The following is a 21,271-nucleotide window of genomic DNA, read 5'->3' on the forward strand; positions in this document are numbered from 1 at the left end:
GGTGCAGCCATGGGTCGGGCCATGCGGCGAACCCGGTTTCGGCCGATCCGGCGTTTCCGCGCTGCTAAGGAGAAAGGCAAATATGCCCGCTCGCAAGCTCTTTCGCGCACTGGCCTTCGGCCTGCTCGTGCTTCCGGCAGTCGTGCATGCCCAGCCGGTCGGCGACTTCCACCAGCACGTCTTCAGCGACGACACCATTGCCCTCATCGGTCCCGCAGCCGGCCTGATTCCATTGCGCGCGTACGACCTGGTCGCGCTCCTCGACAGCGCCGGCATCCGCAAGGCGGTCCTGCTGTCCACCGCCTACATGTTCGGCAGCCCGCGACGCCAGGTCGACAACGAATACGCCCGCGTCCGCCGGGAAAACGACTGGACGGCCGCCCAGGCCGCGCAGTTCCCGGACCGCCTGCTCGCTTTTTGCGGCTTCAATCCGCTGAAGGACTACGCGCTGGTGGAACTGAACCGCTGCGCCAGCATCCCGGGCCTGCGCCGTGGGATCAAGCTCCATCTCGGCAATTCGGATGTGCAGCTCGACAATCCGGCCCACGTCGAACGCCTGCGCGACGTCTTCGCCGCCGCGAACGCGAAGGGCATGGCGATCGTGGTCCACCTGCGCGCGAATATCGGCAAGAAGCGCCCCTACGGAGAGAAGCAGGCGAGGGCATTCCTGGAGCAGGTGCTGCCGGCGGCGCCGGACGTGGTGGTGCAGGTGGCCCACCTGGCCGGCACCGGGCCCGGCTTCGAGGACCCGCCGGCGCGCGAGGTGCTGGCCGTGCTGGCCGGGGCGGTGGAGCAGGGCGCGCCGCAAACGCGCAATCTCTGGTTCGACCTGGCCTCCATCGCCGACCGCGGCCTCACCTCCGATGCGGCCGGCCTGATGGCGCAACGCATCCGCCAAGTCGGCGTGGAGAGGGTGCTGTACGGGACCGATGCGGCCCAGGGCGGCAACCTGCGGCCGCGCGAGGCCTGGGCGGCGTTTCGGAGGCTGCCGCTGACCGAGGAAGAGTTCGCGCAGATCGCGCGCAATGTGCCGCCGTATTTCCGGTGATTTCCAGTGAAAGCCTGGCTTCGAACATAAGCATCCATGATCCTGCGGGTTCGCAAAATATGTAACTAACCAACACATGAAAATCAACAACCAAAAAAACACACGCTACGGACTACGGACATACCCATGCCACTCAAACAAGCCGCCAGGAGAGGGGCGGCCTCAGCCGATGACGGTGACGACCACGCGCCGCCGGTGCGGCGCGCTGCGGTGCTCCCATAGATAAATGCCTTGCCAGGTGCCCAGCAGAAGGCGGCCGCCGCCGATGGGCACCGTCAGGCCGGTATCGGTGAGCACGTTGCGCGCATGGGCAGCCATGTCGTCCGGGCCTTCGTCGTTGTGGCGGTAGGCCGGGTCGCCGTCGGGCGCCAGGCGGCCGATGATGGTTTCCAGGTCGCGCCGCACGTCGGGGTCGGCGTTTTCCGTGATCGTCAGCGAGCAGCTGGTGTGCTGCACGAAGACCTGGGCCAGGCCGCACCGGATGCCCGAGTCGCGCACGACCCGGGCGACTTCTTCCGTGATGTCGCGCGTGCCGCGGCCGCGGGTGGCGAAGTCGAGGATTTCCTGGTGCGCCATCGCTGCTCCGTTCAGGGCGTGGTCCGGAAGTTCTTGCGGATCCCGGCCCAGCAGTCCTGGTAGCTGCCCTGCAGTTGCGGCGAGGCGAGGGCCTGGGCGGTCGGGATCAGGACGTTGCGGGTCTCGAACATGAAGGCCATGGTGTCGGCCACCTTGGCGGGCTTGCTGGTGTCGGCATTGCTCGCCTTTTCGAAGGTCGCCGCGTCCGGTCCGTGTCCGCTCATGCAGTTGTGGAGGCTGGCGCCGCCCGGCACGAAACCTTCGGTCTTGGCGTCGTAGGCGCCGTGGACCAGGCCCATGAACTCGCTCGCCACATTCCGGTGGAACCAGGGCGGGCGGAAGGTGTCTTCGCCGGCCAGCCAGCGCGGCGGGAAGATGACGAAGTCGAGGGTGTCCACGCCCGGGGTGTCGGAAGGCGCCTGCAGCACCAGGAAGATCGACGGGTCCGGATGGTCGTAGCTGATCGAACCGATGGTATTGAAGTGGCGCAGGTCGTATTTGTAGGGGGCGTAGTTGCCGTGCCAGGCGACCACGTCGAGGGGCGAATGGCCAATCTTCGCGGCCCACAGGTTGCCGCAGAACTTGGCCACGAGTTCGAAGTCGCCCTCGCGCTCTTCATACCTGGCCACGGGCGTGAGGAAGTCGCGCGGGTTGGCCAGGCCGTTCGAGCCGATCGGCCCCAGGTCGGGCAGGCGCAGCAGGGCGCCGAAATTCTCGCAGACGTAGCCGCGCGCTTCGCCGTCCGGCAAACGGACCTGGAAGCGGATGCCGCGCGGGACCACGGCGATTTCCTGCGGTTCGAGCTCGATCGCGCCCAGTTCGGTCGCGATTTCCAGGCGGCCCTGCTGCGGGACGATCAGGAGCTCGCCGTCGGCGCTGTAGAAGAAGCGATCGAGCATCGGGCGATTGGCCGCGTACAGGTAAATGGCGCAGCCGCTCATGCTCTCGGGCGAGCCGTTGCCGGCCATCGTTACCAGGCCGTCGACAAAGTCGGTCGGGGCCTCCGGCATGGGCAGCGGGCTCCAGCGCAGCTGGTTCGGCGGCGGCGCTACCTCGTGCAGGTTGGCGACGATGCGGCCGTTGCCGATCTGCTCGAAGGGGCCGTGCATCGCCGCCGGGCGGATGCGGTAGAGCCAGGAGCGGCGGTTGTGGCCGCGCGGGGCGGTGAAGGCGGTGCCGGAAATCTGTTCCGCGTACAGGCCGTAGGGGACGCGCTGGGGCGAATTGCGGTGGCGCGGCAGGGCGCCGGGCAGGGCCTCGGTGGCGAATTCGTTGCCGAAGCCTGACTGATACTTCGTTTCGGTTCCGATGTTCTGGGTCATGCGCGTCTCCTCGCAAAGTGCGTCGATTATTGTGTCAATGAGCACTCTAAGCCAGCCGTTGGTATTTTACGACATGAATAGATGAATGTAGACTATTCAGCATATCAATACTGGACCCCTCATGATCGAGCCCCACGATGTCGACCTGAACCTCCTGTCCGTGTTCCAGGAAGTCTACCGCGAGCGTCAGATATCCGGCGCGGCGCGCCGCCTCGGGCTGTCCCAGTCGGCGGTGAGCAACGCCCTGGCCCGGCTGCGACGCCTGTTCGGCGACGAACTGTTTGTCCGCACCGGGCAGGGCATGCAGCCCACGCCGTTCGCGGAAGGCCTGGCCGAGCCGGTCGGCGCCGCCCTGGCCCAGGTGACGCTGGCCCTGAACCGGCGCAGCGGCTTCGATCCGCTCACGAGCAGGCGCCGCTTCACGCTGGCGATGACGGACGTGGGCGAACTGCACTTCATGCCCACCCTGATCGAGCGCTGCCGGCTGGCGGCGCCGCACCTGCAGCTCAGCTCGGTGCGCGCCGGCAGCATCGCCCTGAAGGAGGAGATGGAGAGCGGGCGCGTCGACCTGGCCATCGGCCCCTTCGAGGACATTTCCGAGGCCCTGTACCAGCGCCTGCTGTTTCGCCAGCCCTATGTGACGATGATGCGGCGCGGCCATCCGCTCACTCAGGGCAAGGTCGACCTGGCGCGCTTTGCCGAGGCCGAGCACCTGTTCGTCGACTCGCGCGAGAGCCCCTACGACCGCATCAACCAGCTGCTCGAGAAGGCTGGCGTGGGCGGCTCGACGCGCTTCCGGGTGCCGCACTTCACGGCCGTGCCCTATATCGTCGGCGGCAGCGACCTGGTGGTGACGGTGCCGCAGAAGCTGGCCGAAAGGGCCGGCCCGCCCTTCGGCCTGGCCTGGATCACGCCGCCGCTGGCGCTGCCGCCGCTGCAGACGAACATGTTCTGGCACCGGCGCTTCAACCAGGATCCGGGCAACCAGTGGCTGCGCACGCTGGTCGTCGACTCCTTTGCCCGGTAGCGCCAGCCCATGCTCGAGCTCGTCTATTCCCGGTGGCTTTGATCTGGCGCAAACTCTTTGGCCGAGGACCGGCGATGCTGATGGTTTGCCTGAGAGGAGATCACGATGCACCTGTATCCACGCGCCCGCGCGGCAGCGCTTGCCGCCCTCATGCTCGCCATCGGCGTCCCGTACGCCCTGGCCGACGAGACCTGCAACTCGCCCTACATGGCGAACCTCATCAAGGGACAGGAGGATTACCTCTACGTCTGGACCCTGGGCGTGAAGGGCATGGGCGACGGGTCCGACAAGCTCGTCACGCTCGACGTCAATCCGAAGTCACCCAAATTCGGCCAGGTGATCACCCAGGTATCCGTGGGCGGGCGCGGCGAAGCCCACCATGCGGGCTTCACCGACGACCGGCGCTTCCTCTGGGCGGGCGGGCTCGACGACAGCAAGATCTATGTGTTCGACATCCACAGCGACCCGGCCAGGCCGAAGCTGGTCAACACCATCAGCGATTTCGCCCAGCGCTCCGGCCTGGTCGGGCCGCATACCTTCTATGCGCTGCCAGGCAGGATGCTGATCGGCGCGGTCTCGAACGCCAGGGATGGCGGCGGGACCACCGGCATGGCCCTGTACAACAACAAGGGCGAGTTCATCCGGAAATACGATATGCCCACTGCGCCCACTGCGCCCAACGCATCGACCGCGCCCGGCCTGAAAGGGGCCGACGGCTATGGCTACGACCTGGCGATCAACCCGGCGAAGAACGCGATGCTGAGCTCCAGCTTCACCGGCAAGAAGAACTACATGACGCCGCTCGGCACCCTGATCAAGGACCAGGGAGCGATGAAGCAGTTCGGCAATACCATGGTGGTCTGGAACCTGAAGGCGATGCAGCCCGAGCAGGTGCTCAGCGTGCCGGGCGCGCCGCTCGAAATCCGCTGGTCGCTGCACCCGGGCGGCGACTGGGCGATCACCGCCACCGCGCTCACTTCGAAGCTCTGGCTGGTGAAGAGGGACGCCAGGGGCCAGTGGCAGGCGAAGGACGTCAGCGCCATCGGCGACCCGGCCAAGACCCCGCTGCCGGTCGACATCTCGATGCGCGCCGACGGGAAGGGCCTGTGGGTGAATACCTTCATGGACGGCACTACCCGCTACTTCGACATCAGCAACCCGGAAGCGCCGCGCCAGACTTACGCGAAGAAGACCGGTTCCCAGGTCAACATGATTTCCCAGAGCTGGGACGGCAAGCGCGTGTACGTGAGCTCTTCGCTGCTGGCGAACTGGGACAAGACCGGGGCCGACAACGAGCAGTTCGTGAAGCTGTTCGCCTGGGACGGCAAGGAGCTGAGCGAGAAAATGAACGTCGACTTCTACAAGCTCAAGCTCGGACGACCGCACCACATGAAGTTCGGCGCAAGATCGGGCCAGGTGACGGCGGGCCAGCCCGCGCCGGACACTGGCGCCGTGGACCGGGTAGCGGCCCGGTGAGGACCTGGTTCACCCGCGCAGGCGGGCGTGGCGACGCGGGCAGGGCGCCTGCCGCGCGGTCCGCCGCACTCGGCGCCCTTTTACTGGCGCTCGCCCTGGTCGCGGGTGGGCAGGCGGCCCGGGCAGCCCAGGCGCAGGGGCTGTCCGGCCTGCCGCCGCTCGGCTACCTGCCGCCCGCGCCCGGCACCTACCGCCTGGAGCGCATCATGAAGGCCCCCGAGGGCGTCGTGCTGGAAAGCGACGGCAGCGTGCGGCGCCTGTCGGAGTTTACCACCGGCAGGATCACGCTGTTCTCCTTCATCTACACCTACTGCACCGACGCGAAGGGCTGTCCGCTGGCTTACGCCACCCTGCACAGCCTGAAGCAGACCATCGAGCAGACCCCGACCCTGCGCGGCAAGGTGCGTTTCGTCAGCATGAGCTTCGATCCGGAACACGACACGCCGGTGATGATGCGCAGCTATGGCGGCAGCGAGGCGCGCGACCGGCGCGGCCTGGACTGGCATTTCCTCACTACCCGCAATGGCAGGGAACTGGCGCCGATACTCGACGGCTTCGGCCAGGACGTCTCGGTGGCCGCGCCCCAGGTCCCGGGCCAGCGCCTGCCCGTCCTCAGCCACATGCTGAAGGTCTACCTGCTCGACTCCGGCGGCACGGTGCGCGAGATCTATTCGACCTCGTACCTGCATCCGCAGGTGCTGCTCGGCGACATCAGACCCTGCTGCTGGAGCGCACCCTCGCCGGGAGGCGCTGAAAAAATCGCTTTCCTTTTGCCGGGCGTTCTCGGGTATGCTCCGCCGCGAGCATGCCGATTCGACATCAAAAACCGGACGCGACGCGCGTCGGCTGGCGTATCATTCCGGTCACGTCGAACCGGCCCGGCGCGTGCCAGGCATGCAACAGGGCCGGATCGCATGTTCGTCCGGCCGGCAGCATCATGCCGGCCGCATGGTTCCGCGGCGCTGCGCCCACGAGGCAGGGGCGCCGTCTGGAGGAGATAACAATTGCACCAAGAAGGAAATAACATGGCTGACCTGTTTGAGAATCCGATGGGCCTGATGGGCTTCGAATTCGTCGAGTTCGCGTCCCCGACCCCGGGCCTGCTGGAACCGATCTTCGAGGCGCTGGGCTTTACCAAGGTGGCTAGGCACCGTTCAAAGGACGTCACGCTGTATCGCCAGGGCGAGATCAACTTCATCATCAACAACGAGCCGAAGAGCTATGCGGCCTACTTCGCGGCCGAGCACGGCCCGTCGGCCTGCGGCATGGCCTTCCGCGTCAAGGATTCGCACGCGGCCTACAAGCGCGCCCTGGAACTGGGCGCCCAGGCAATCGACATCCCGACCGGCCCGATGGAACTGCGCCTGCCGGCGATCAAGGGCATCGGCGGCGCGCCGCTCTACCTGATCGACCGCTTCGAGGACGGCAAATCCATCTATGACATCGATTTCGAATTCATCGACGGCGCCCCCCGCCGCCCCTTCGGCCATGGCCTGAAGATCATCGACCACCTGACCCACAACGTCTACCGCGGCCGCATGGCCTTCTGGGCCTCCTTCTACGAGCGCCTGTTCAACTTCCGCGAGATCCGCTACTTCGACATCAAGGGCGAGTACACCGGCCTGACCTCGAAGGCGATGACCGCGCCGGACGGCAAGATCCGGATTCCGCTGAATGAGGAAGGCAAGGCCGGCGGCGGCCAGATCGAGGAATTCCTGCTGCAGTTCAACGGCGAAGGCATCCAGCACATCGCACTCTTGACCGACGACCTGATCAAGACCGTCGACGGCCTGCGCGCCGCCGGCGTGCCCCTGATGAGCGCGCCGCCCGCGACCTATTACGAGATGCTGGACGGCCGCATCCCCGGCCACGGCGAGAACCCGGCCGAACTGCAGGCACGCGGCCTGCTGCTCGACGGCACGGTCCAGGACGGCAAGCCGCGCCTGCTGCTGCAGATCTTCGGCGAACCGCAACTCGGTCCGGTGTTCTTCGAGTTCATCCAGCGCAAGGGCGACGACGGCTTCGGCGAAGGCAACTTCAAGGCCCTGTTTGAATCGATCGAACGCGACCAGATCAAGCGCGGGGCGATCAAGCAGGCGGAAGTGGCGTAAGACGCGGCTTCAGGTCTGGCCCGCGCCTTGTTTCCTACCGCGGCGTCCCGGTGACGCTGCGGCGTGCCCCTGTCGCACCGCGTGGGTTCAAGAACCCACCCTACGAAAACTTGTGGCAGGTGCCGGGCGTTTCGGGCTTGCCGCCGTTGTACCGCGTGGACTCGGGAGTCCACCCTACAAAGGCACAATGCGTCCGCTGGTTCGGTTTCGTAGGGTGGACACCTGTGTCCACGCGGTATGGCACGGTCGATTGCCGACATATCAGCCGTCATGGCGGCCCATGCCTGCTGCTGTCCGGCGCGTGGGTGCAGGCATCACCTACGTGTTAACGCGAATCGGCTTTCGCCGGGTGCGCGGCTATAATGCTGCCCGCTGAAAATCCGCCGCCTTCGCGCCGCCTACGCAGGCCCGGGGTAAATACGTGCCCCCACGCGCGCTACGGCCCGGCGGATTGTCGCGATATCATCCCTACCACGCCATCCATTCGGAGGACCGCCTTTGCTTCCCGCCTTCGCCATCCTGTTATTGTTCCAATGCCTGGGCGAAGGCGTCGTCTTCCTGCTCGGCCTGCCGGTACCGGGTCCGGTGGCGGGCATGATCCTGCTGTTCTGCACCCTCGTCGCCTGGCCGGCGCTGCAAACGCGCATCGAAGCGGCCGCCAGCGAACTGCTGCGCCACCTGTCGCTGCTGTTCGTCCCGGCCGGCGTCGGCATCGTCGCCGCAGCCGGCAGCGGCAGCGGGCACTGGCTGGCGATCCTCGCCTCGCTGGTGGTCAGCACCCTGCTGACCCTGGCCGTCACCGGCTACATCCTGCACAAGCTGGGTCCGGCGCCGGAGAAGGGCGGCGATGCCTAATTTTGCCAACCTCAGCCATTTCTGGGTCTATCTCTCGGCCTCGCCGCTGCTGGGCCTGACGATCACCCTGTGCGCCTACCTCGTCGCGCAGGCGATTTACGCGCGCTGCAAGTTCTCGCCGCTCGCCAATCCGGTGGCGATCGCCATCGCCCTGGTCAGCCTGGTGCTGCTGGCCAGCGACATGTCCTACCAGCGCTACTTTGCCGGCGCCCAGTTCGTCCATTTCCTGCTCGGGCCGGCGACGGTGGCGCTGGCCGTACCCCTGGCGCGCCAGCTTCCGCGCATGCGCCGCGCCTTCCTGCCGCTGGCCTGCGCGCTGGTGTGCGGCTGCGTCACGGCCATCGTGTCGGCGGTGGGCGTGGTCCTGCTGCTGGGAGGCTCGGAGGTGCTGGCGCACACGGTGGGGCCGAAGTCGGCCACCACGCCGATCGCGATGGCGGTGTCGGAGCGCCTGGGCGGCGTGCCGGCGCTGACCGCGGTGCTGGTGATCGGCACCGGGATCTTCGGCGCGATCACGGCGCGTTTCCTGTTCAATGCGATGAAGATCGATTCGCACGCGGCGCGCGGCTTCGCGCTGGGCCTGGCCGCGCATGGCGTGGGAACGGCGCGCGCCTTCCAGGTGAGCGCCGAGATGGGGGCCTTCGCAGGCCTGGGCATGGGGCTGAACGGCGTATTGACCGCCGTGCTCACGCCCTGGCTGCTGCCGATCGTCGTCCGCCTGGTCGGCTGAGGCGTTGCTGCCGGCTCGCGCGAGCCGGCCTTTCGCTTGTTTCGTTCTTCGCTATCCCGCTCAGCCGCCGTGCGGCATCGAGTTGGCGTTGGCCCAGGTGCGGGTGTTACCCATGGGGCTGCCCGGCTTCGTCACGAAAGCGCGCGCGGCGAACAGGGCGCTGGCCAGGCCGACCACCATCGCGGCGGTGCTGCCCGAGAAGCCGACAGCGTGGCTCTTGGCCAGCTTGCCGGCCTTCGGCGCCACCAGCTCCATGCGGCGCCTGGTCATCTGCGAGCCCAGTTCCGACAGGCGCGCCTTGCTCATCAGCGATTCAGCCTGGGGCAGCAGGGTGGTTTCCTCGTCGGCGACGTGGTGGATCACGTCGCGCATCAGTTCCATCATCAGGCGGTCGTGGCGCGGGTCGGAGCCGCTGGTGCGGCGCAGTTCGGCGATGATGCGGCGCATCTCATTGTGTTCCGGTTCGGCCTTGTGGACGAAGGGCTCGCCCTTGTCGAGCTGGCGCATCACCGGATAGAACACTTCCTCTTCCAGCGTCGCGTGGATTTCCAGCGCGGTGCAGATGGTTTCGGCCAGCGCTTTCTTGACGCTGGGCGCCTTGTCTTTCGTGTACTGGTGGAAGGTCACCATCACGTGCGAGTGATCGAAACGGATCATGTCGGTGATGGTCGGGCTGAGTTGGTTCAGAGAAAACATGTTCTTCTCCTAGTTGACGATTGACTAACATGCTAGCCCGTTCCGCTCGACGGTCGCGTAGGACTACGCCGTGTATCGGCGTCGGCGCAAGCCGCGCGCCGAGCAGGAAATCGCTCGACAATCCAGATTTCCGAACTGCAGCTTTCATGCATTCATCTGTGCTTAAAATTGGGCAATGTCGCGCCTGCCTGTACTGATCAGTTCTTAAACTGGATTTACAAGTTGTCACCTTTGTCCTACACGGAGACGGCAGCGCTTCTGATTACTCGAGCGCCAAGGCCTGCGAAGATGAGTCCACGTTCGACTGACGGCGCAAGGCCGTGCAGCCGTGTATGGATGGCGTCGCACGCTGTCGCGTGAACGCTTAGTTTCTATCTATCGGAGGAGTCGGAATGTTTGCACACAACAAGCGACTGCAATATACGGTCCGGGTCGCCGGACCGAACCCGGGTCTCGCGAACCTCATGCTCGAGCAGTTCGGCGGACCCCAGGGCGAGCTCGCCGCGGCGATGCGCTACTTCACCCAGGCCGTATCGGAAGACGATCCAGGCCGCAAGGACATGCTGTTCGACATCGCCACCGAGGAGCTCAGCCACCTCGAGGTGATCGGCCACATCGTCGCCATGCTGAACAAGGGCGCCAAGGGCCGCCTGGCCGAAGCCGTCGACAGCGAAGCCGAGATGTACCGCAGCATCACCGGCGCCGGCAACGACAGCCACATCACCCAGGTGCTGTATGGGGCGGGTACCCCTTTGACCAATTCCGCCGGCGTTCCCTGGACCGCTGCCTACATCGATTCGATCACCGAGCCGACCGCCGACCTGCGCTCGAACATCGCCGCCGAGGCGCGCGCCAAGATCGTCTACGAACGCCTGATCGCCTGTACCGACGACCCGGGCGTGAAGGAGGCGCTGGGCTTCCTGATGACGCGCGAAGTGGCGCACCAGAAGTCCTTCGAGAAGGCCTTGTACTCGATGGAGTCGAACTTCCCTCCGGGCAAAATGCCAGCCGACCCCCGCTTCTCCAGCGTCTACTTCAATATGTCGCAGGGCCCGGGCGAAATGCGCGGCCCCTGGAACCAGGGCGAGAAGTGGGACTTCGTCACCGATCGCGAGAAGCAGATGGGCGTCGACGGCGGCTCGGGCGAGGCCGAAGTCAAGCTGCCGGCCGAGGACGTCGAAGTCCTGAAGCAGATGCAGATGCGCACCATGTCCGATCCGTCCAAGGATCCGACCACCGGCGCCGAACTGGGTCTCGATCCGGCCTCGCCGAAAGGCGCGTCCGCCATCAGCAAGCCGTGACACATCCCGCCGCCAGCAGTGACGCACGTTCCGGTCACGGCGGCGTAGAATCGGCACCGTGATGTTCGACGCCCCGCCTCAGTGCGGGGCGTCGCGTTGGCGGCGCCGCAGAAAGGATTCCCCCGATGGACCCATATCCGCAAAAACTGCGGCAAAAGTCGCGCTGGACCGACGCGCTGGCGCGCGCGTTCACGTTCCGGCGCCTCGTCGGCCTGCTGATCTGCTCGGTGGGCTGCCTCTTGCTGCTCGGGAGCCTGGTCGAGCAGATCATGAACGCCAATCCGAAGATGCACGCGGCCCTGCTGGGCGGCGGGACGGCCGCCGTGGCCACCGCGCTCGGCACCCTGCCGGTGCTGCTGTCGCAGAATTTTTCGAAGCGGACCTATGACAGCTTCCTCGGCTTCGGCGCAGGGGTGATGCTCGGCGCGACCGCTTTTTCGCTGGTGATCCCGGCCCTGGCCGCGGCGAAGTCCGCCGGCGCCGGCGCCTGGGAGGCCAGCCTGCTGGCCGGCGCCGGCATCATGCTGGGCGCGGGCGCGATCCTGCTGCTGGGCCGGGCGATCGAGCCGTCTCATATCCTCGAGCGCGACGACGTCAGCGGCAATTCGCTGCGCCGCGCCTGGATGTTCGTCGCCGCCGTCGCCCTGCACAACATGCCCGAGGGCCTGGCGATCGGCGTGGCCTATGCCGGGATCGACCTGGAGAAGGCCAATTCGCTCACCACCGGGGTCTCGATCCAGGACGTGCCGGAAGGCCTGGTGGTGGCGCTGGCCCTGCGCACCGTCGGCTACAGCCGCCTGAGCGCCGTCGGCCTGGGTGTGCTGTCGGGCGTGGTCGAGCCCATCGCGGCGGCCGTCGGCGTCGCCCTCATCGGCATCTCGGCCGGCATGCTGCCGATCGCCCTGGCGGCGGCGGGCGGCGCGATGCTGTTCGTGATCGTGAACGACGTGATTCCGGAGATGCGCGAAAGCGGCAACGGCACGATGGCGACGATTGCCCTCATCTTCGGCTTCATCCTGATGACGGTGCTCGATACGGCGCTGGCCTAGGAACGGCGCGGCGACCCTACCCCGGATCGAAGTGCCGCACGAACCAGGCGCAGGCCAGCGTGGCGACCTGCTCCAGCGTGCCTTCCTCCTCGAACAGGTGTCCGGCGCCGGGCACGATCGCCAGTTCCTTCTCGCAGCGCAGCGCGGCCAGGGCCTGGCGATTCAGGTCGATCACCACCCCATCTTCGCCGCCGACGATCAGGAGCGTCGGCGCATCCACCTGCGCGAGCGCGGCGCCGGCCAGGTCCGGCCTGCCGCCGCGCGAGACCACCGCCGCTACCCCGCTGCCGCTCTCGGCCGCCAGGCGCAACGCGGCCGCCGCGCCGGTGCTGGCGCCGAACAGGCCCAGGGGCAGGGGAGCGCTCAGGGGTTCGGTCCCCAGCCAGGTCGCAGCCGCGTGCAGGCGCCGGCACAGCAGGGCGATATCGAAGCGGTTTTGCCCGATGGCGTCTTCCTGCGCGGTGAGCAGGTCCAGCAGGAGGGTGGCGATGCCGGCGTCGTGCAACTGGGCGGCGACGTAGTTGTTGCGCGGGCTGAAGCGGCCGCTGCCGCTGCCGTGGGCAAACAGGACCACGCCGATGGGCGTGGCGGGCAACTCGAGCATGCCCTCGAGTTCGACCGGGCCGGCAGGCACGGTCACCTGCATCTTGCGGGTCATGAATCGGGCCTCAGGCAAATATGGAGTTCGACCTGCGCCGGATAAAAAAATTCCGGCGGACTGCTGTCCGCCGGACCTTGTTACTGTGCGAATCTACCGCATATCGCTTACTGTCTTGCCTGCCTGCAGCGGTTCCTCAGTCGCGGATCTCCAGCTTGCGGTTCAGCGACAGCGCCGCCAGCGAGCCGACTGCGCCCGACAGCAGGTAGAGGCTGACATAGCCGAGGCCGAAGTTGGCCGACAGGCCGAGCGCGACCAGCGGGGCGAAGGCCGCGCCGACCAGCCAGGCCAGGTCCGAGGTCAGGGCTGCACCGGTGTAGCGGAAGCGCTGCTGGAAGTTCGAGGTGACGGCGCCGGCGGCCTGGCCGTAGGACAGGCCCAGCAGGCCGAAACCGATTAGGATGAAGGCGTTCTGGCCGGCGACGCCGCCGTCCATCAGCATGGGGACGAAGGCCGAGAAGATCGCGATCAGGGCTGCCAGGGTGCCCAGGGTGGTGCGGCGGCCGACCTTGTCGGCGACCAGGCCGGAGATCAGGATGCAGACGGCCGCGATTGCCGCGCCCCACATCTGGATGTAGAGGAAGTCGCTGATCGGGCGGGTGTCGTAGAGCTGGATCCAGGACAGCGGGAACACGGTCACCAGGTGGAACAGGGCGTAGCTGGCCAGGGCGGCCATGGCGCCGATGACGATGTTGGTGCCTTGTGCGCGCACCAGTTCGCCGACCGGGGCCGGATCGAGTTCATGGGCGTCGAGCAGGCGCGAGTATTCGGTGGTCGACACCAGGCGCAGGCGGGCGAACAGGGCCACGACGTTGATCGCAAAGGCCACGAAGAAGGGGAAACGCCAGCCCCAGACCAGGAAGTCGTCGGTTTGCAGGTTGTCGATCAGGTAGGCGAACAGGCCGGCGGCGATCAGGAAGCCGAGCGGGGCCGAGAGTTGTCCCAGCATCGCGTACCAGCCGCGCTTGTGCTCGGGCGCGTTCAGGGCCAGCAGCGAAGGCAGGCCGTCCCAGGAACCGCCCTGGGCCACGCCCTGGGCGATGCGCATCAGCGCGAGCAGGACGATGGAGGCGCTGCCGATCGAGGCATAGGTTGGCAGGAAGGAAATGACCACCGTGGCCGTGCCGATTAAAAATAGTGCCAGAGTAAGTTTTATTTCACGACTGAAGCGCTGCTGGATTGCCATGAATACAACGGTTCCCAGGGGGCGCGCGATGAATGCGAACGCAAAAATCGTAAACGAGTACAGTGTGCCCTCAAGCCGATCAGCCCACGGGAAAAAAACTGCTGGAAAAACGAGCACCGAGGCGATCGCGTAGACGAAGAAGTCGAAATATTCGGAGGCGCGGCCAATGACCACACCAACTGCTATCTCACCCGGTGAAATGTGCGCATCGCGGGCATTGATGTTGCGGGCTCCGCTGTGCGGGGCCGTGATTGGAGCGGCACCTGCGCCGCCGTACGTCGTCGAGCTTTGCATATCTTCGTCTCCAGGTAGGTCATGTCAACGCCTTCGGATCCCCTGGCCTGGGCAAGGGTGGGACAAAACGTCCAATGTGCAACGAAGGCCGTTAGCAGTACAGTAGCATGTTCTCATTCCCATGTAACGTTAGATACCTAGCATGATTCCTAAAATTGTCCGTCCCGGACTTTCCTTGCTCCTGCTTGCAGTGCTGTCCGGCTGCAACACGGTGGTGATGAATCCCTCCGGCGACATTGCCAAGCAGCAGGCAGAACTGATCACCATATCGGTCCTGCTCATGTTGATCATCATCATCCCGGTGATGATCCTGACCGTCGTCTTCGCCTGGAAGTACCGCAAGGGCGCGAACGCGAAATACGAACCGGACTGGGACCACTCGACCAAGCTCGAACTGGTGATCTGGGGCGCGCCGCTCCTCATCATCATCGCGCTGGGCCTGATCACCTGGATCAGCACCCACAAGCTCGACCCCTATCGTCCGCTGGATCGCATCGACGAACACCGCCCGGTCACGGCCGAGCACAAGGTGCTCGAAGTGCAGGTCGTGTCGCTGGACTGGAAGTGGCTCTTCATCTACCCGGAGCAGGGCATCGCGACGGTCAATGAGCTGGTGACCCCGATCGACACCCCGGTCCGCTTCAAGCTGACCTCGTCGACCGTGATGAACACCTTCTACATCCCGACCCTGGCCGGCATGATCTACACGATGCCGGGCATGGAGACGACCCTGAACGCCGTGCTGAACAAGACCGGCAACTACAAGGGCCTGTCGGCACACTTCAGCGGCGACGGTTTCTCGCACATGCATTTCGCCTACAAGGGCGTGACCGCAGGCGACTTCGACGCCTGGGTGCAGAAGGTCAAGGCTTCGGGCGGCGAACTGTCCCGCGCCGAGTACCTGACCCTGGAAAAGCCGTCGGAAAAGGAGCCGGTGCGTACCTACGGCGCCGTCCAGCCGGCCCTGTTCAACGCCGTCGTGAACCGCTGCGTGGCCGAAGGCGCCGTCTGCATGAACCAGCAGATGCACGCCGACATGCAACGCCACCGCGACGACGTCGCCATCCGCAACCTGCCGGCGGACGCCAAGCGTCAGCTCGCCGCGGCGACTACCGCGGCGGCGATTGCCGAGGGCGAAGTCTGCGAAACCCCTACTAATTCTGTGAAGAAGTAACCATGCAAGACTCATTTGACTTGACGAAGCTAATCTTCGGACGGCTCAGCTGGGACGCGATTCCGTTCCATGAGCCCATCCTGCTCGCTACCTTCGCAGGCGTGCTCGTTGGTGGCCTGGCCCTGCTGGCCCTGATCACCAAGTTCCGCCTGTGGGGCACCCTGTGGCACGACTGGTTCACCAGCATCGACCACAAGAAAATCGGCATCATGTACATGGTGCTCGGCCTGGTCATGTTCCTGCGCGGCTTCGCCGACGCACTCATGATGCGCGCCCAGCAGGCGATCTCGTTCGGCGAGAACGCCGGCTTCCTGCCGCCTCACCACTACGACCAGGTCTTCACCGCCCACGGCGTGATCATGATCTTCTTCGTGGCGATGCCGTTCGTGACCGGCCTGATGAACTACGTCGTGCCGCTGCAGATCGGCGCCCGCGACGTGGCCTTCCCGTTCCTGAACAACTTCTCGTTCTGGATGACCGCCATGGGCGCGGTGCTGGTGATGGCCTCGCTGTTCGTCGGCGAGTTCGCGCGTACCGGCTGGCTGGCCTTCCCGCCGCTGTCGGGCATCCTGGCGAGCCCGGGTGTCGGGGTCGACTACTACATCTGGTCATTGCAGATCGCGGGTGTGGGTACACTATTGTCAGGTGTTAACCTGGTCGTGACCATCATCAAGATGCGCGCGCCGGGCATGGACCTGATGAAGATGCCTGTCTTCACCTGGACCTCGCTGTGCACCAACATCCTGATCGTGGTTTCCTTCCCGATCCTGACCGCCGTGCTGGCCATGCTGGGCATGGACCGCCTGTTCGACACCGCCTTCTTCACGAATGACCGCGGCGGCAACGCCATGATGTACGTGAACCTGATCTGGATCTGGGGCCACCCGGAGGTGTACATCCTGATCCTGCCGGCCTTCGGTATCTTCTCGGAAGTCGTCTCGACCTTCTGCGGCAAGCGCCTGTTCGGCTACACCTCGATGGTGTATGCAACCTGCGTGATCATGGTCCTGTCCTACCTGGTCTGGCTGCACCACTTCTTCACCATGGGTAGCGGCGCGAGCGTCAACTCGTTCTTCGGCATCACCACGATGATCATCTCGATCCCGACCGGGGCGAAGATCTTCAACTGGCTGTTCACCATGTACCGCGGCCGTATCCGCTTCGAACTGCCGATGATGTGGACGGTCTCGTTCATGCTGACCTTCACCATCGGCGGCATGACCGGCGTGATGCTGGCCATCCCGGCTGCCGACTTCGTGCTGCACAACTCGCTGTTCCTGATCGCGCACTTCCACAACGTGATCATCGGCGGCGTCGTGTTCGGCGTGTTCGCCGGCATCAACTACTGGTTCCCGAAGGCCTTCGGCATCAAGCTGAACCAGTTCTGGGGCAAGGTCTCGTTCTGGCTGTGGTCGATCGGCTTCTGGTTCGCCTTCATGCCGCCTTACATCCTGGGCTTCATGGGCGTGACCCGTCGTACCAGCCACTTCGAAGATCCGGAACTGCAGCCGCTGTTCATGATCTCGCTGTTCGGCACCCTGATGATCGCCGGCGGTATCGCCGCGCTGCTGATGCAGATGTTCATGACCTGGAAAGACCGCGAGAAACTGCGCGACCACACCGGCGACCCGTGGGACGGCCGTACCCTGGAGTGGTCGACTTCGTCGCCGCCGCCTGACTACAACTTCGCGTTCACGCCGGTGGTGTACGACAACGACTCCTTCGCCGACATGAAGAAGAACGGCTGGAAGCGTCCGCTGAACGACTACGTGGCTATCCACATGCCGAAGAACACCTGGGCAGGTTTCGTGATCGCCGCGCTGTCGATGGTCGTCGGTTTCGGCATTATCTGGCACATGTGGCTGCTGACCGGCCTGGCCTTCGTCGCCATGATGGTCGCCATCATCGTCCACACGTTCAACTACAAACGCGATTACTACATCTCGGCCGAAGAAGTCACCCGTACCGAGAATGCACGTACTAAATTGCTGGAAGCCCATGTCTAACAATCACGCAACCCTCACTGGCGGCGCCGTCGGCGGCGCCGCCCGCGAATACCACGTTCGCGAGCATCATCCGGAGAACGGCACCCTGCTGGGCTTCTGGATCTACCTGATGAGCGACTGCCTCATCTTCGCCTCGCTGTTCGCGACCTACGCTGTCCTGGGCCGCAACTACGCGGGCGGCCCGACCGGCGCCGAGCTGTTCGACCTGCCGCTGGTGGCCATCAACACGGCCTTCCTGCTGGTGTCGTCGATCACCTTCGGCTTCGCGATGATCTCGGCCCAGGCCAAGAAGCTGGGCGCGGCCCAGCTCTGGCTGGGCATCACCGGCGTCCTGGGCCTGTGCTTCCTGGGCCTGGAACTGTACGAGTTCTACCACCTGATCCATGAAGGCGCAGGTCCGTCGCGCAGCGGCTTCCTGACCGCGTTCTTCTCGCTGGTCGGCACCCACGGCCTGCACGTGCTGTTCGGTATCGTCTGGCTGGTCACGCTGATGTTCCAGCTGGGCAAGCACGGCCTGTCGGCCGAGAACATGCGCCGCCTGTCGTGCCTGTCGCTGTTCTGGCACTTCCTGGACGTCGTCTGGATCTTCGTGTTTACCTTTGTCTACCTGATGGGAGTGCTGCCATGAGCGACCACCACACTCACGACGCCCTCCACGGCCATACCCATGGCGACGAGCCGGGCGTGCATTACAGCCTGAAGGACTACACGACCGGCTTCGTGCTGGCCGTGATCCTGACCGTGATCCCGTTCTGGCTGGTGATGGGCAATGTCCTGCCGCCGGAAACGACCAAGTTCGTGATCCTCGGTTTCGCCGCCGTCCAGCTGGTCGTGCACATGATCTACTTCCTGCACCTGAACGCGAAATCCGAAGGTGGCTGGAACATGATGGCGCTGATCCTGACCATCATCCTGCTGGTGATCGTGCTCTCGGGCTCGATCTGGGTCATGTATCACATGAACGCCAACATGATGCCCGGCATGGGCGACGCCGCCGCCGTGACCGGTCACGGCGCGCACGACATGCAATGATGTCGAAGCACGATCAGGCAGCCATCCGGCCGCGCAGCATGGGCCGGGTGATCCTCGCGATCCTCGGGCTGTTCCTGATCGTGCTGTTCGCGGGGCTGGGAACCTGGCAGGTGGTTCGCCTGCAATGGAAACTGGCCCTCATCGAACGGGTGGAGTCGCGCGTGCGCGCGGCTCCCGTTTCTCTTCCCCCGGCGAGCCGCTGGGCGGACGTTTCAAAAGAATCCGACGAATACCGGCGCGTACGCCTCTCCGGTCACTTCCTCTACGAATACACCACGCCGGTCCAGGCCGTTTCCGAACTGGGCGCCGGCTTCTGGCTTCTGACGCCCCTGTGCACGACCGACGGTTCCGTCGTTTTCGTCAACCGCGGCTTCATTCCCGCTTCCGGCAACACCGCCGCCACCTATCCCGCGCGCCGCGCGAATGGCGACCCGTGCGCTGCCCTTGAAGGCCCGCCCCATGCGCTGACCGGCTTGCTGCGCATCGCCGAGCCGGGCGGTGGCTTCCTGCGCGATAACGATCCTGCGCGCAACCGCTGGTTCTCGCGCGACGTCGCGGCCATTGCCGCCGCGCGCGGACTGTCCCATTCCGCGCCGGACGGCGCTCCCGTCATCGCGCCGTTCTTCGTCGACGCTGCGCGCGGCCAGGACCCCGCCGGGGCCCCGGACCGCCCCGTCGGCGGCCTGACGGTCATCTCCTTTCAAAACAATCACCTCGTGTATGCCGTCACTTGGTATGCTCTGGCCTTGATGGTTGCCGGTGCGTGGTGGTATGTTGCGCGCTTCGGTGCAAAAGGAGAGGCCGCCAGGGCCGGGAACGATGGCAGGAAAGCTTGATCTACTAACAAAAATAACGCCTTCGATCGCGTCCAGCGCCGAAGCCAGCGTCGAATACGCCGCCGGTCACAAGAACATGCTGCAGCTCATCGAGCTGCGCTGGATCGCCGTCGTCGGCCAGGTCACGACCATCGCCGGCGCGATCCTGATCTTCGACATCAACCTGCCGCTGGTACACATGCTGCAGGTGCTGGCCTGCCTGATCGCCTTCAACATCGCCAGCCACCTGCGCTGGCACGAGAAGAAGCCGGTGTCGAACGCCGAGATCTTCATGGCCCTGCTGGTGGACGTGGCCACGCTCACCGTGCAGCTCTATCTCTCGGGCGGCACCACCAATCCCTTCGCCTTCCTCTACCTGCTGCAGATCATTATCTCGGCGGTGCTGCTGGAAGCCTGGTCGACCTGGACCATCGTCGCCATCACCCTGGTCTGCCTGGGCCTGCTCGCGGTCTTTGCCCAGCCGCTCGCGCTGCCCTTCGACCATGCGCGCGGCATCGCCAGCCTCTACGTGCAGGGCATGCTGATCTGCTTCGCCCTGAACGCAGGCCTGCTGGTGATCTTCGTCTCGCGCATCAGCGGCACGGTGCGCGCCAAGGCGGCCCAGCTGGCCGAACTGCGCCAGCGCGCGGCCGAAGAAGACCATATCGTGCGCATGGGCCTGCTGGCGTCCGGCGCGGCCCACGAACTGGGCACGCCGCTGGCCACGCTGTCGGTGATCCTGGGCGACTGGAAGCGCATGCCGGAGTTTCGCAACAGCCCCGACCTGCTGGAAGAGATCGGCGAGATGCAGACCCAGCTCCAGCGCTGCAAGTCCATCGTCAGCGGCATCCTGCTCTCGGCCGGCAAGGCGCGCGGCGAGTCGGCGGTGCGCACGACCATCCACACCTTCCTGGACGGCCTGGCCGAGGACTGGGAGGACAGCCGCCCGGTGAAGGACTTCGAATACGAGAACCGTATCGTCGACGACATTCCCGTCGTCTTCGACTCGGCCCTCAAGCAAAGCATCGACAACCTGCTGGACAATGCGCTGGAAGCCTCGCCCACCGGCTGGGTGAGCCTGTCGGCAAGCGTCGAGGAGGGCATGCTGAACCTGGTGGTGACGGACCGCGGGGCCGGCTTCGCTCCGGCCGTGCTGGCCCAGTTCGGCAAGCCCTACCAGAGCACCAAGGGCCGCGCCGGGGGCGGTCTCGGCCTGTTCCTGGTCGTGAACGTCGCGCGCACCCTCGGCGGGGCCGTGGTGGCGCGCAACCGGGAGGAGGGCGGAGCGGAGGTGACGCTCACGATACCGCTGGCGGCGATCTCCCTGGGCGGGGAGGGCGAACATGTCTGATATGCCTGATGTGTCCGATCCTCCGGTCCTGCTCATCGTCGAGGACGACGAAGCCTTCGCCCGCACCCTCGGGCGCTCCTTCGAGCGGCGCGGCTACAAGGTCCTGCATGCTCCCGGCTACGAGGAAGCGGCCGAGGTCCTCAAGGAGCACAACCCCGGCTATGCGGTGGTCGACCTGAAACTGAAGGGGAATGCCTCGGGCCTCTCCTGCGTGCAGATGCTGCATGCGCACGACCCGGCGATGTTGATCGTGGTGCTGACCGGTTTCGCCAGCATCGGCACCGCCGTGGAGGCGATCAAGCTGGGCGCCTGCCAGTACCTGGCGAAGCCCTCGAACACCGACGACATCGAGGCCGCCTTCGGGCACGTGGCCGGCAGCACCGATGTCGAGGTCACCAACCGCTCGACCTCGATCAAGACCCTGGAGTGGGAACATATCCACGCGGTGCTGGCCGAAACCGACTTCAATATCTCGGAAGCGGCGCGGCGGCTCGGCATGCACCGGCGCACGCTGGCGAGGAAGCTGGAGAAGCAGCGGGTCAAGTGACCGGCCCGTTCGCGGCG

21 protein-coding genes are annotated in these 21,271 nt (G+C 65.5%); 16 read left to right on the forward strand and 5 right to left on the reverse strand.

Annotated elements, in window-relative coordinates:
* The first annotated feature begins 82 nt into the window (after positions 1-82).
* Complete coding sequence (locus ACSUZJ_RS13125; RefSeq protein WP_499408792.1) at positions 83-1,048, forward strand: amidohydrolase family protein; 966 nt, start codon at positions 83-85, stop codon at positions 1,046-1,048.
* A gap of 162 nt (positions 1,049-1,210) precedes the next feature.
* On the opposite strand, the gene ACSUZJ_RS13130 is transcribed toward ACSUZJ_RS13125, so the two are convergent.
* Together ACSUZJ_RS13130 and hmgA are read right to left on the reverse strand one after the other, a co-directional pair.
* Positions 1,211-1,624 carry a secondary thiamine-phosphate synthase enzyme YjbQ gene (locus tag ACSUZJ_RS13130; protein ID WP_499408794.1) on the reverse strand — a complete coding sequence of 138 codons (414 nt, stop codon included), beginning with the start codon at positions 1,622-1,624 and terminating at the stop codon, positions 1,211-1,213.
* A gap of 11 nt (positions 1,625-1,635) precedes the next feature.
* Complete coding sequence (gene hmgA, locus ACSUZJ_RS13135) at positions 1,636-2,946, reverse strand: homogentisate 1,2-dioxygenase (RefSeq protein WP_499408796.1); 1,311 nt, start codon at positions 2,944-2,946, stop codon at positions 1,636-1,638.
* Positions 2,947-3,067: 121 nt separating this feature from the next.
* Between hmgA and ACSUZJ_RS13140 the strand changes: the two genes are divergently transcribed.
* The 6 genes from ACSUZJ_RS13140 (at position 3,068) to ACSUZJ_RS13165 (ending at position 9,145) form a co-directional block, all read left to right on the forward strand.
* Positions 3,068-3,973: a LysR family transcriptional regulator gene (locus ACSUZJ_RS13140; protein ID WP_499408798.1), complete on the forward strand. Its 906-nt coding sequence runs from the start codon at positions 3,068-3,070 to the stop codon at positions 3,971-3,973.
* Between the two features lie 105 nt (positions 3,974-4,078).
* On the forward strand, positions 4,079-5,449 hold the full coding sequence (gene mtoX / locus ACSUZJ_RS13145) for a methanethiol oxidase (protein ID WP_499408800.1): 1,371 nt from the start codon (positions 4,079-4,081) through the stop codon (positions 5,447-5,449).
* A complete protein-coding gene (locus ACSUZJ_RS13150; protein ID WP_499408802.1) occupies positions 5,446-6,450 on the forward strand; it encodes an SCO family protein in 1,005 nt (334 codons plus the stop codon). The genes mtoX and ACSUZJ_RS13150 overlap by 4 nt, the downstream gene beginning before the upstream one ends.
* Positions 6,451-6,474: 24 nt before the next feature.
* Complete coding sequence (hppD, locus tag ACSUZJ_RS13155; RefSeq protein ID WP_499408804.1) at positions 6,475-7,560, forward strand: 4-hydroxyphenylpyruvate dioxygenase; 1,086 nt, start codon at positions 6,475-6,477, stop codon at positions 7,558-7,560.
* A 498-nt stretch (positions 7,561-8,058) separates the two neighbouring features.
* Positions 8,059-8,415 carry a CidA/LrgA family protein gene (locus tag ACSUZJ_RS13160; protein ID WP_499408806.1) on the forward strand — a complete coding sequence of 119 codons (357 nt, stop codon included), beginning with the start codon at positions 8,059-8,061 and terminating at the stop codon, positions 8,413-8,415.
* The gene (locus ACSUZJ_RS13165) at positions 8,408-9,145 is read left to right on the forward strand and encodes an LrgB family protein (RefSeq protein ID WP_499408808.1); all 738 of its coding nucleotides are present in this window, start codon (positions 8,408-8,410) and stop codon (positions 9,143-9,145) included. Before ACSUZJ_RS13160 ends, ACSUZJ_RS13165 begins: the two co-directional genes overlap by 8 nt.
* A 60-nt stretch (positions 9,146-9,205) precedes the next feature.
* Here the strand turns inward: ACSUZJ_RS13165 and ACSUZJ_RS13170 are convergent, their stop codons facing one another.
* On the reverse strand, positions 9,206-9,841 hold the full coding sequence (locus ACSUZJ_RS13170; protein ID WP_499408810.1) for a hemerythrin domain-containing protein: 636 nt from the start codon (positions 9,839-9,841) through the stop codon (positions 9,206-9,208).
* Positions 9,842-10,233: 392 nt separating this feature from the next.
* Here ACSUZJ_RS13170 and ACSUZJ_RS13175 point away from each other — a divergent pair, with 392 nt between their 5' ends.
* Both ACSUZJ_RS13175 and ACSUZJ_RS13180 read left to right on the forward strand, forming a co-directional pair.
* Entirely contained in the window at positions 10,234-11,142 is a 909-nt protein-coding gene (locus ACSUZJ_RS13175; RefSeq protein ID WP_499408812.1) for a manganese catalase family protein, read from the forward strand.
* 125 nt (positions 11,143-11,267) lie between these two features.
* Positions 11,268-12,191 carry a ZIP family metal transporter gene (locus ACSUZJ_RS13180; RefSeq protein ID WP_499408814.1) on the forward strand — a complete coding sequence of 308 codons (924 nt, stop codon included), beginning with the start codon at positions 11,268-11,270 and terminating at the stop codon, positions 12,189-12,191.
* Positions 12,192-12,207: 16 nt separating this feature from the next.
* Here the strand turns inward: ACSUZJ_RS13180 and ACSUZJ_RS13185 are convergent, their stop codons facing one another.
* The gene (locus ACSUZJ_RS13185) at positions 12,208-12,849 is read right to left on the reverse strand and encodes a dienelactone hydrolase family protein (RefSeq protein ID WP_499408816.1); all 642 of its coding nucleotides are present in this window, start codon (positions 12,847-12,849) and stop codon (positions 12,208-12,210) included.
* Positions 12,850-12,985: 136 nt separating this feature from the next.
* Positions 12,986-14,329 carry an MFS transporter gene (locus tag ACSUZJ_RS13190; RefSeq protein ID WP_499408818.1) on the reverse strand — a complete coding sequence of 448 codons (1,344 nt, stop codon included), beginning with the start codon at positions 14,327-14,329 and terminating at the stop codon, positions 12,986-12,988.
* 142 nt (positions 14,330-14,471) lie between these two features.
* Between ACSUZJ_RS13190 and cyoA the strand changes: the two genes are divergently transcribed.
* From cyoA to ACSUZJ_RS13225, 7 genes are read left to right on the forward strand one after another with little or no spacing between them, the layout of a single operon-like run.
* Positions 14,472-15,503 carry a ubiquinol oxidase subunit II gene (gene cyoA / locus ACSUZJ_RS13195; protein ID WP_499408820.1) on the forward strand — a complete coding sequence of 344 codons (1,032 nt, stop codon included), beginning with the start codon at positions 14,472-14,474 and terminating at the stop codon, positions 15,501-15,503.
* 2 nt (positions 15,504-15,505) lie between these two features.
* Complete coding sequence (gene cyoB / locus ACSUZJ_RS13200) at positions 15,506-17,509, forward strand: cytochrome o ubiquinol oxidase subunit I (protein ID WP_499408822.1); 2,004 nt, start codon at positions 15,506-15,508, stop codon at positions 17,507-17,509.
* The gene (cyoC, locus tag ACSUZJ_RS13205; RefSeq protein ID WP_499408824.1) at positions 17,502-18,137 is read left to right on the forward strand and encodes a cytochrome o ubiquinol oxidase subunit III; all 636 of its coding nucleotides are present in this window, start codon (positions 17,502-17,504) and stop codon (positions 18,135-18,137) included. Before cyoB ends, cyoC begins: the two co-directional genes overlap by 8 nt.
* Positions 18,134-18,541 carry a cytochrome o ubiquinol oxidase subunit IV gene (cyoD, locus tag ACSUZJ_RS13210; RefSeq protein WP_499408826.1) on the forward strand — a complete coding sequence of 136 codons (408 nt, stop codon included), beginning with the start codon at positions 18,134-18,136 and terminating at the stop codon, positions 18,539-18,541. The genes cyoC and cyoD overlap by 4 nt, the downstream gene beginning before the upstream one ends.
* The gene (locus ACSUZJ_RS13215; protein WP_499408828.1) at positions 18,538-19,377 is read left to right on the forward strand and encodes an SURF1 family protein; all 840 of its coding nucleotides are present in this window, start codon (positions 18,538-18,540) and stop codon (positions 19,375-19,377) included. Before cyoD ends, ACSUZJ_RS13215 begins: the two co-directional genes overlap by 4 nt.
* Positions 19,361-20,707, forward strand: a complete 1,347-nt coding sequence (locus ACSUZJ_RS13220) for an ATP-binding protein (RefSeq protein ID WP_499408830.1) — start codon at positions 19,361-19,363, stop codon at positions 20,705-20,707. The genes ACSUZJ_RS13215 and ACSUZJ_RS13220 overlap by 17 nt, the downstream gene beginning before the upstream one ends.
* Complete coding sequence (locus tag ACSUZJ_RS13225; RefSeq protein WP_499408832.1) at positions 20,700-21,254, forward strand: response regulator transcription factor; 555 nt, start codon at positions 20,700-20,702, stop codon at positions 21,252-21,254. Before ACSUZJ_RS13220 ends, ACSUZJ_RS13225 begins: the two co-directional genes overlap by 8 nt.
* The last annotated feature ends 17 nt before the right edge of the window (positions 21,255-21,271 follow it).

It is taken from the genome of Telluria sp. B2, from assembly GCF_051789535.1.
Classification (GTDB): domain Bacteria; phylum Pseudomonadota; class Gammaproteobacteria; order Burkholderiales; family Burkholderiaceae_D; genus Telluria.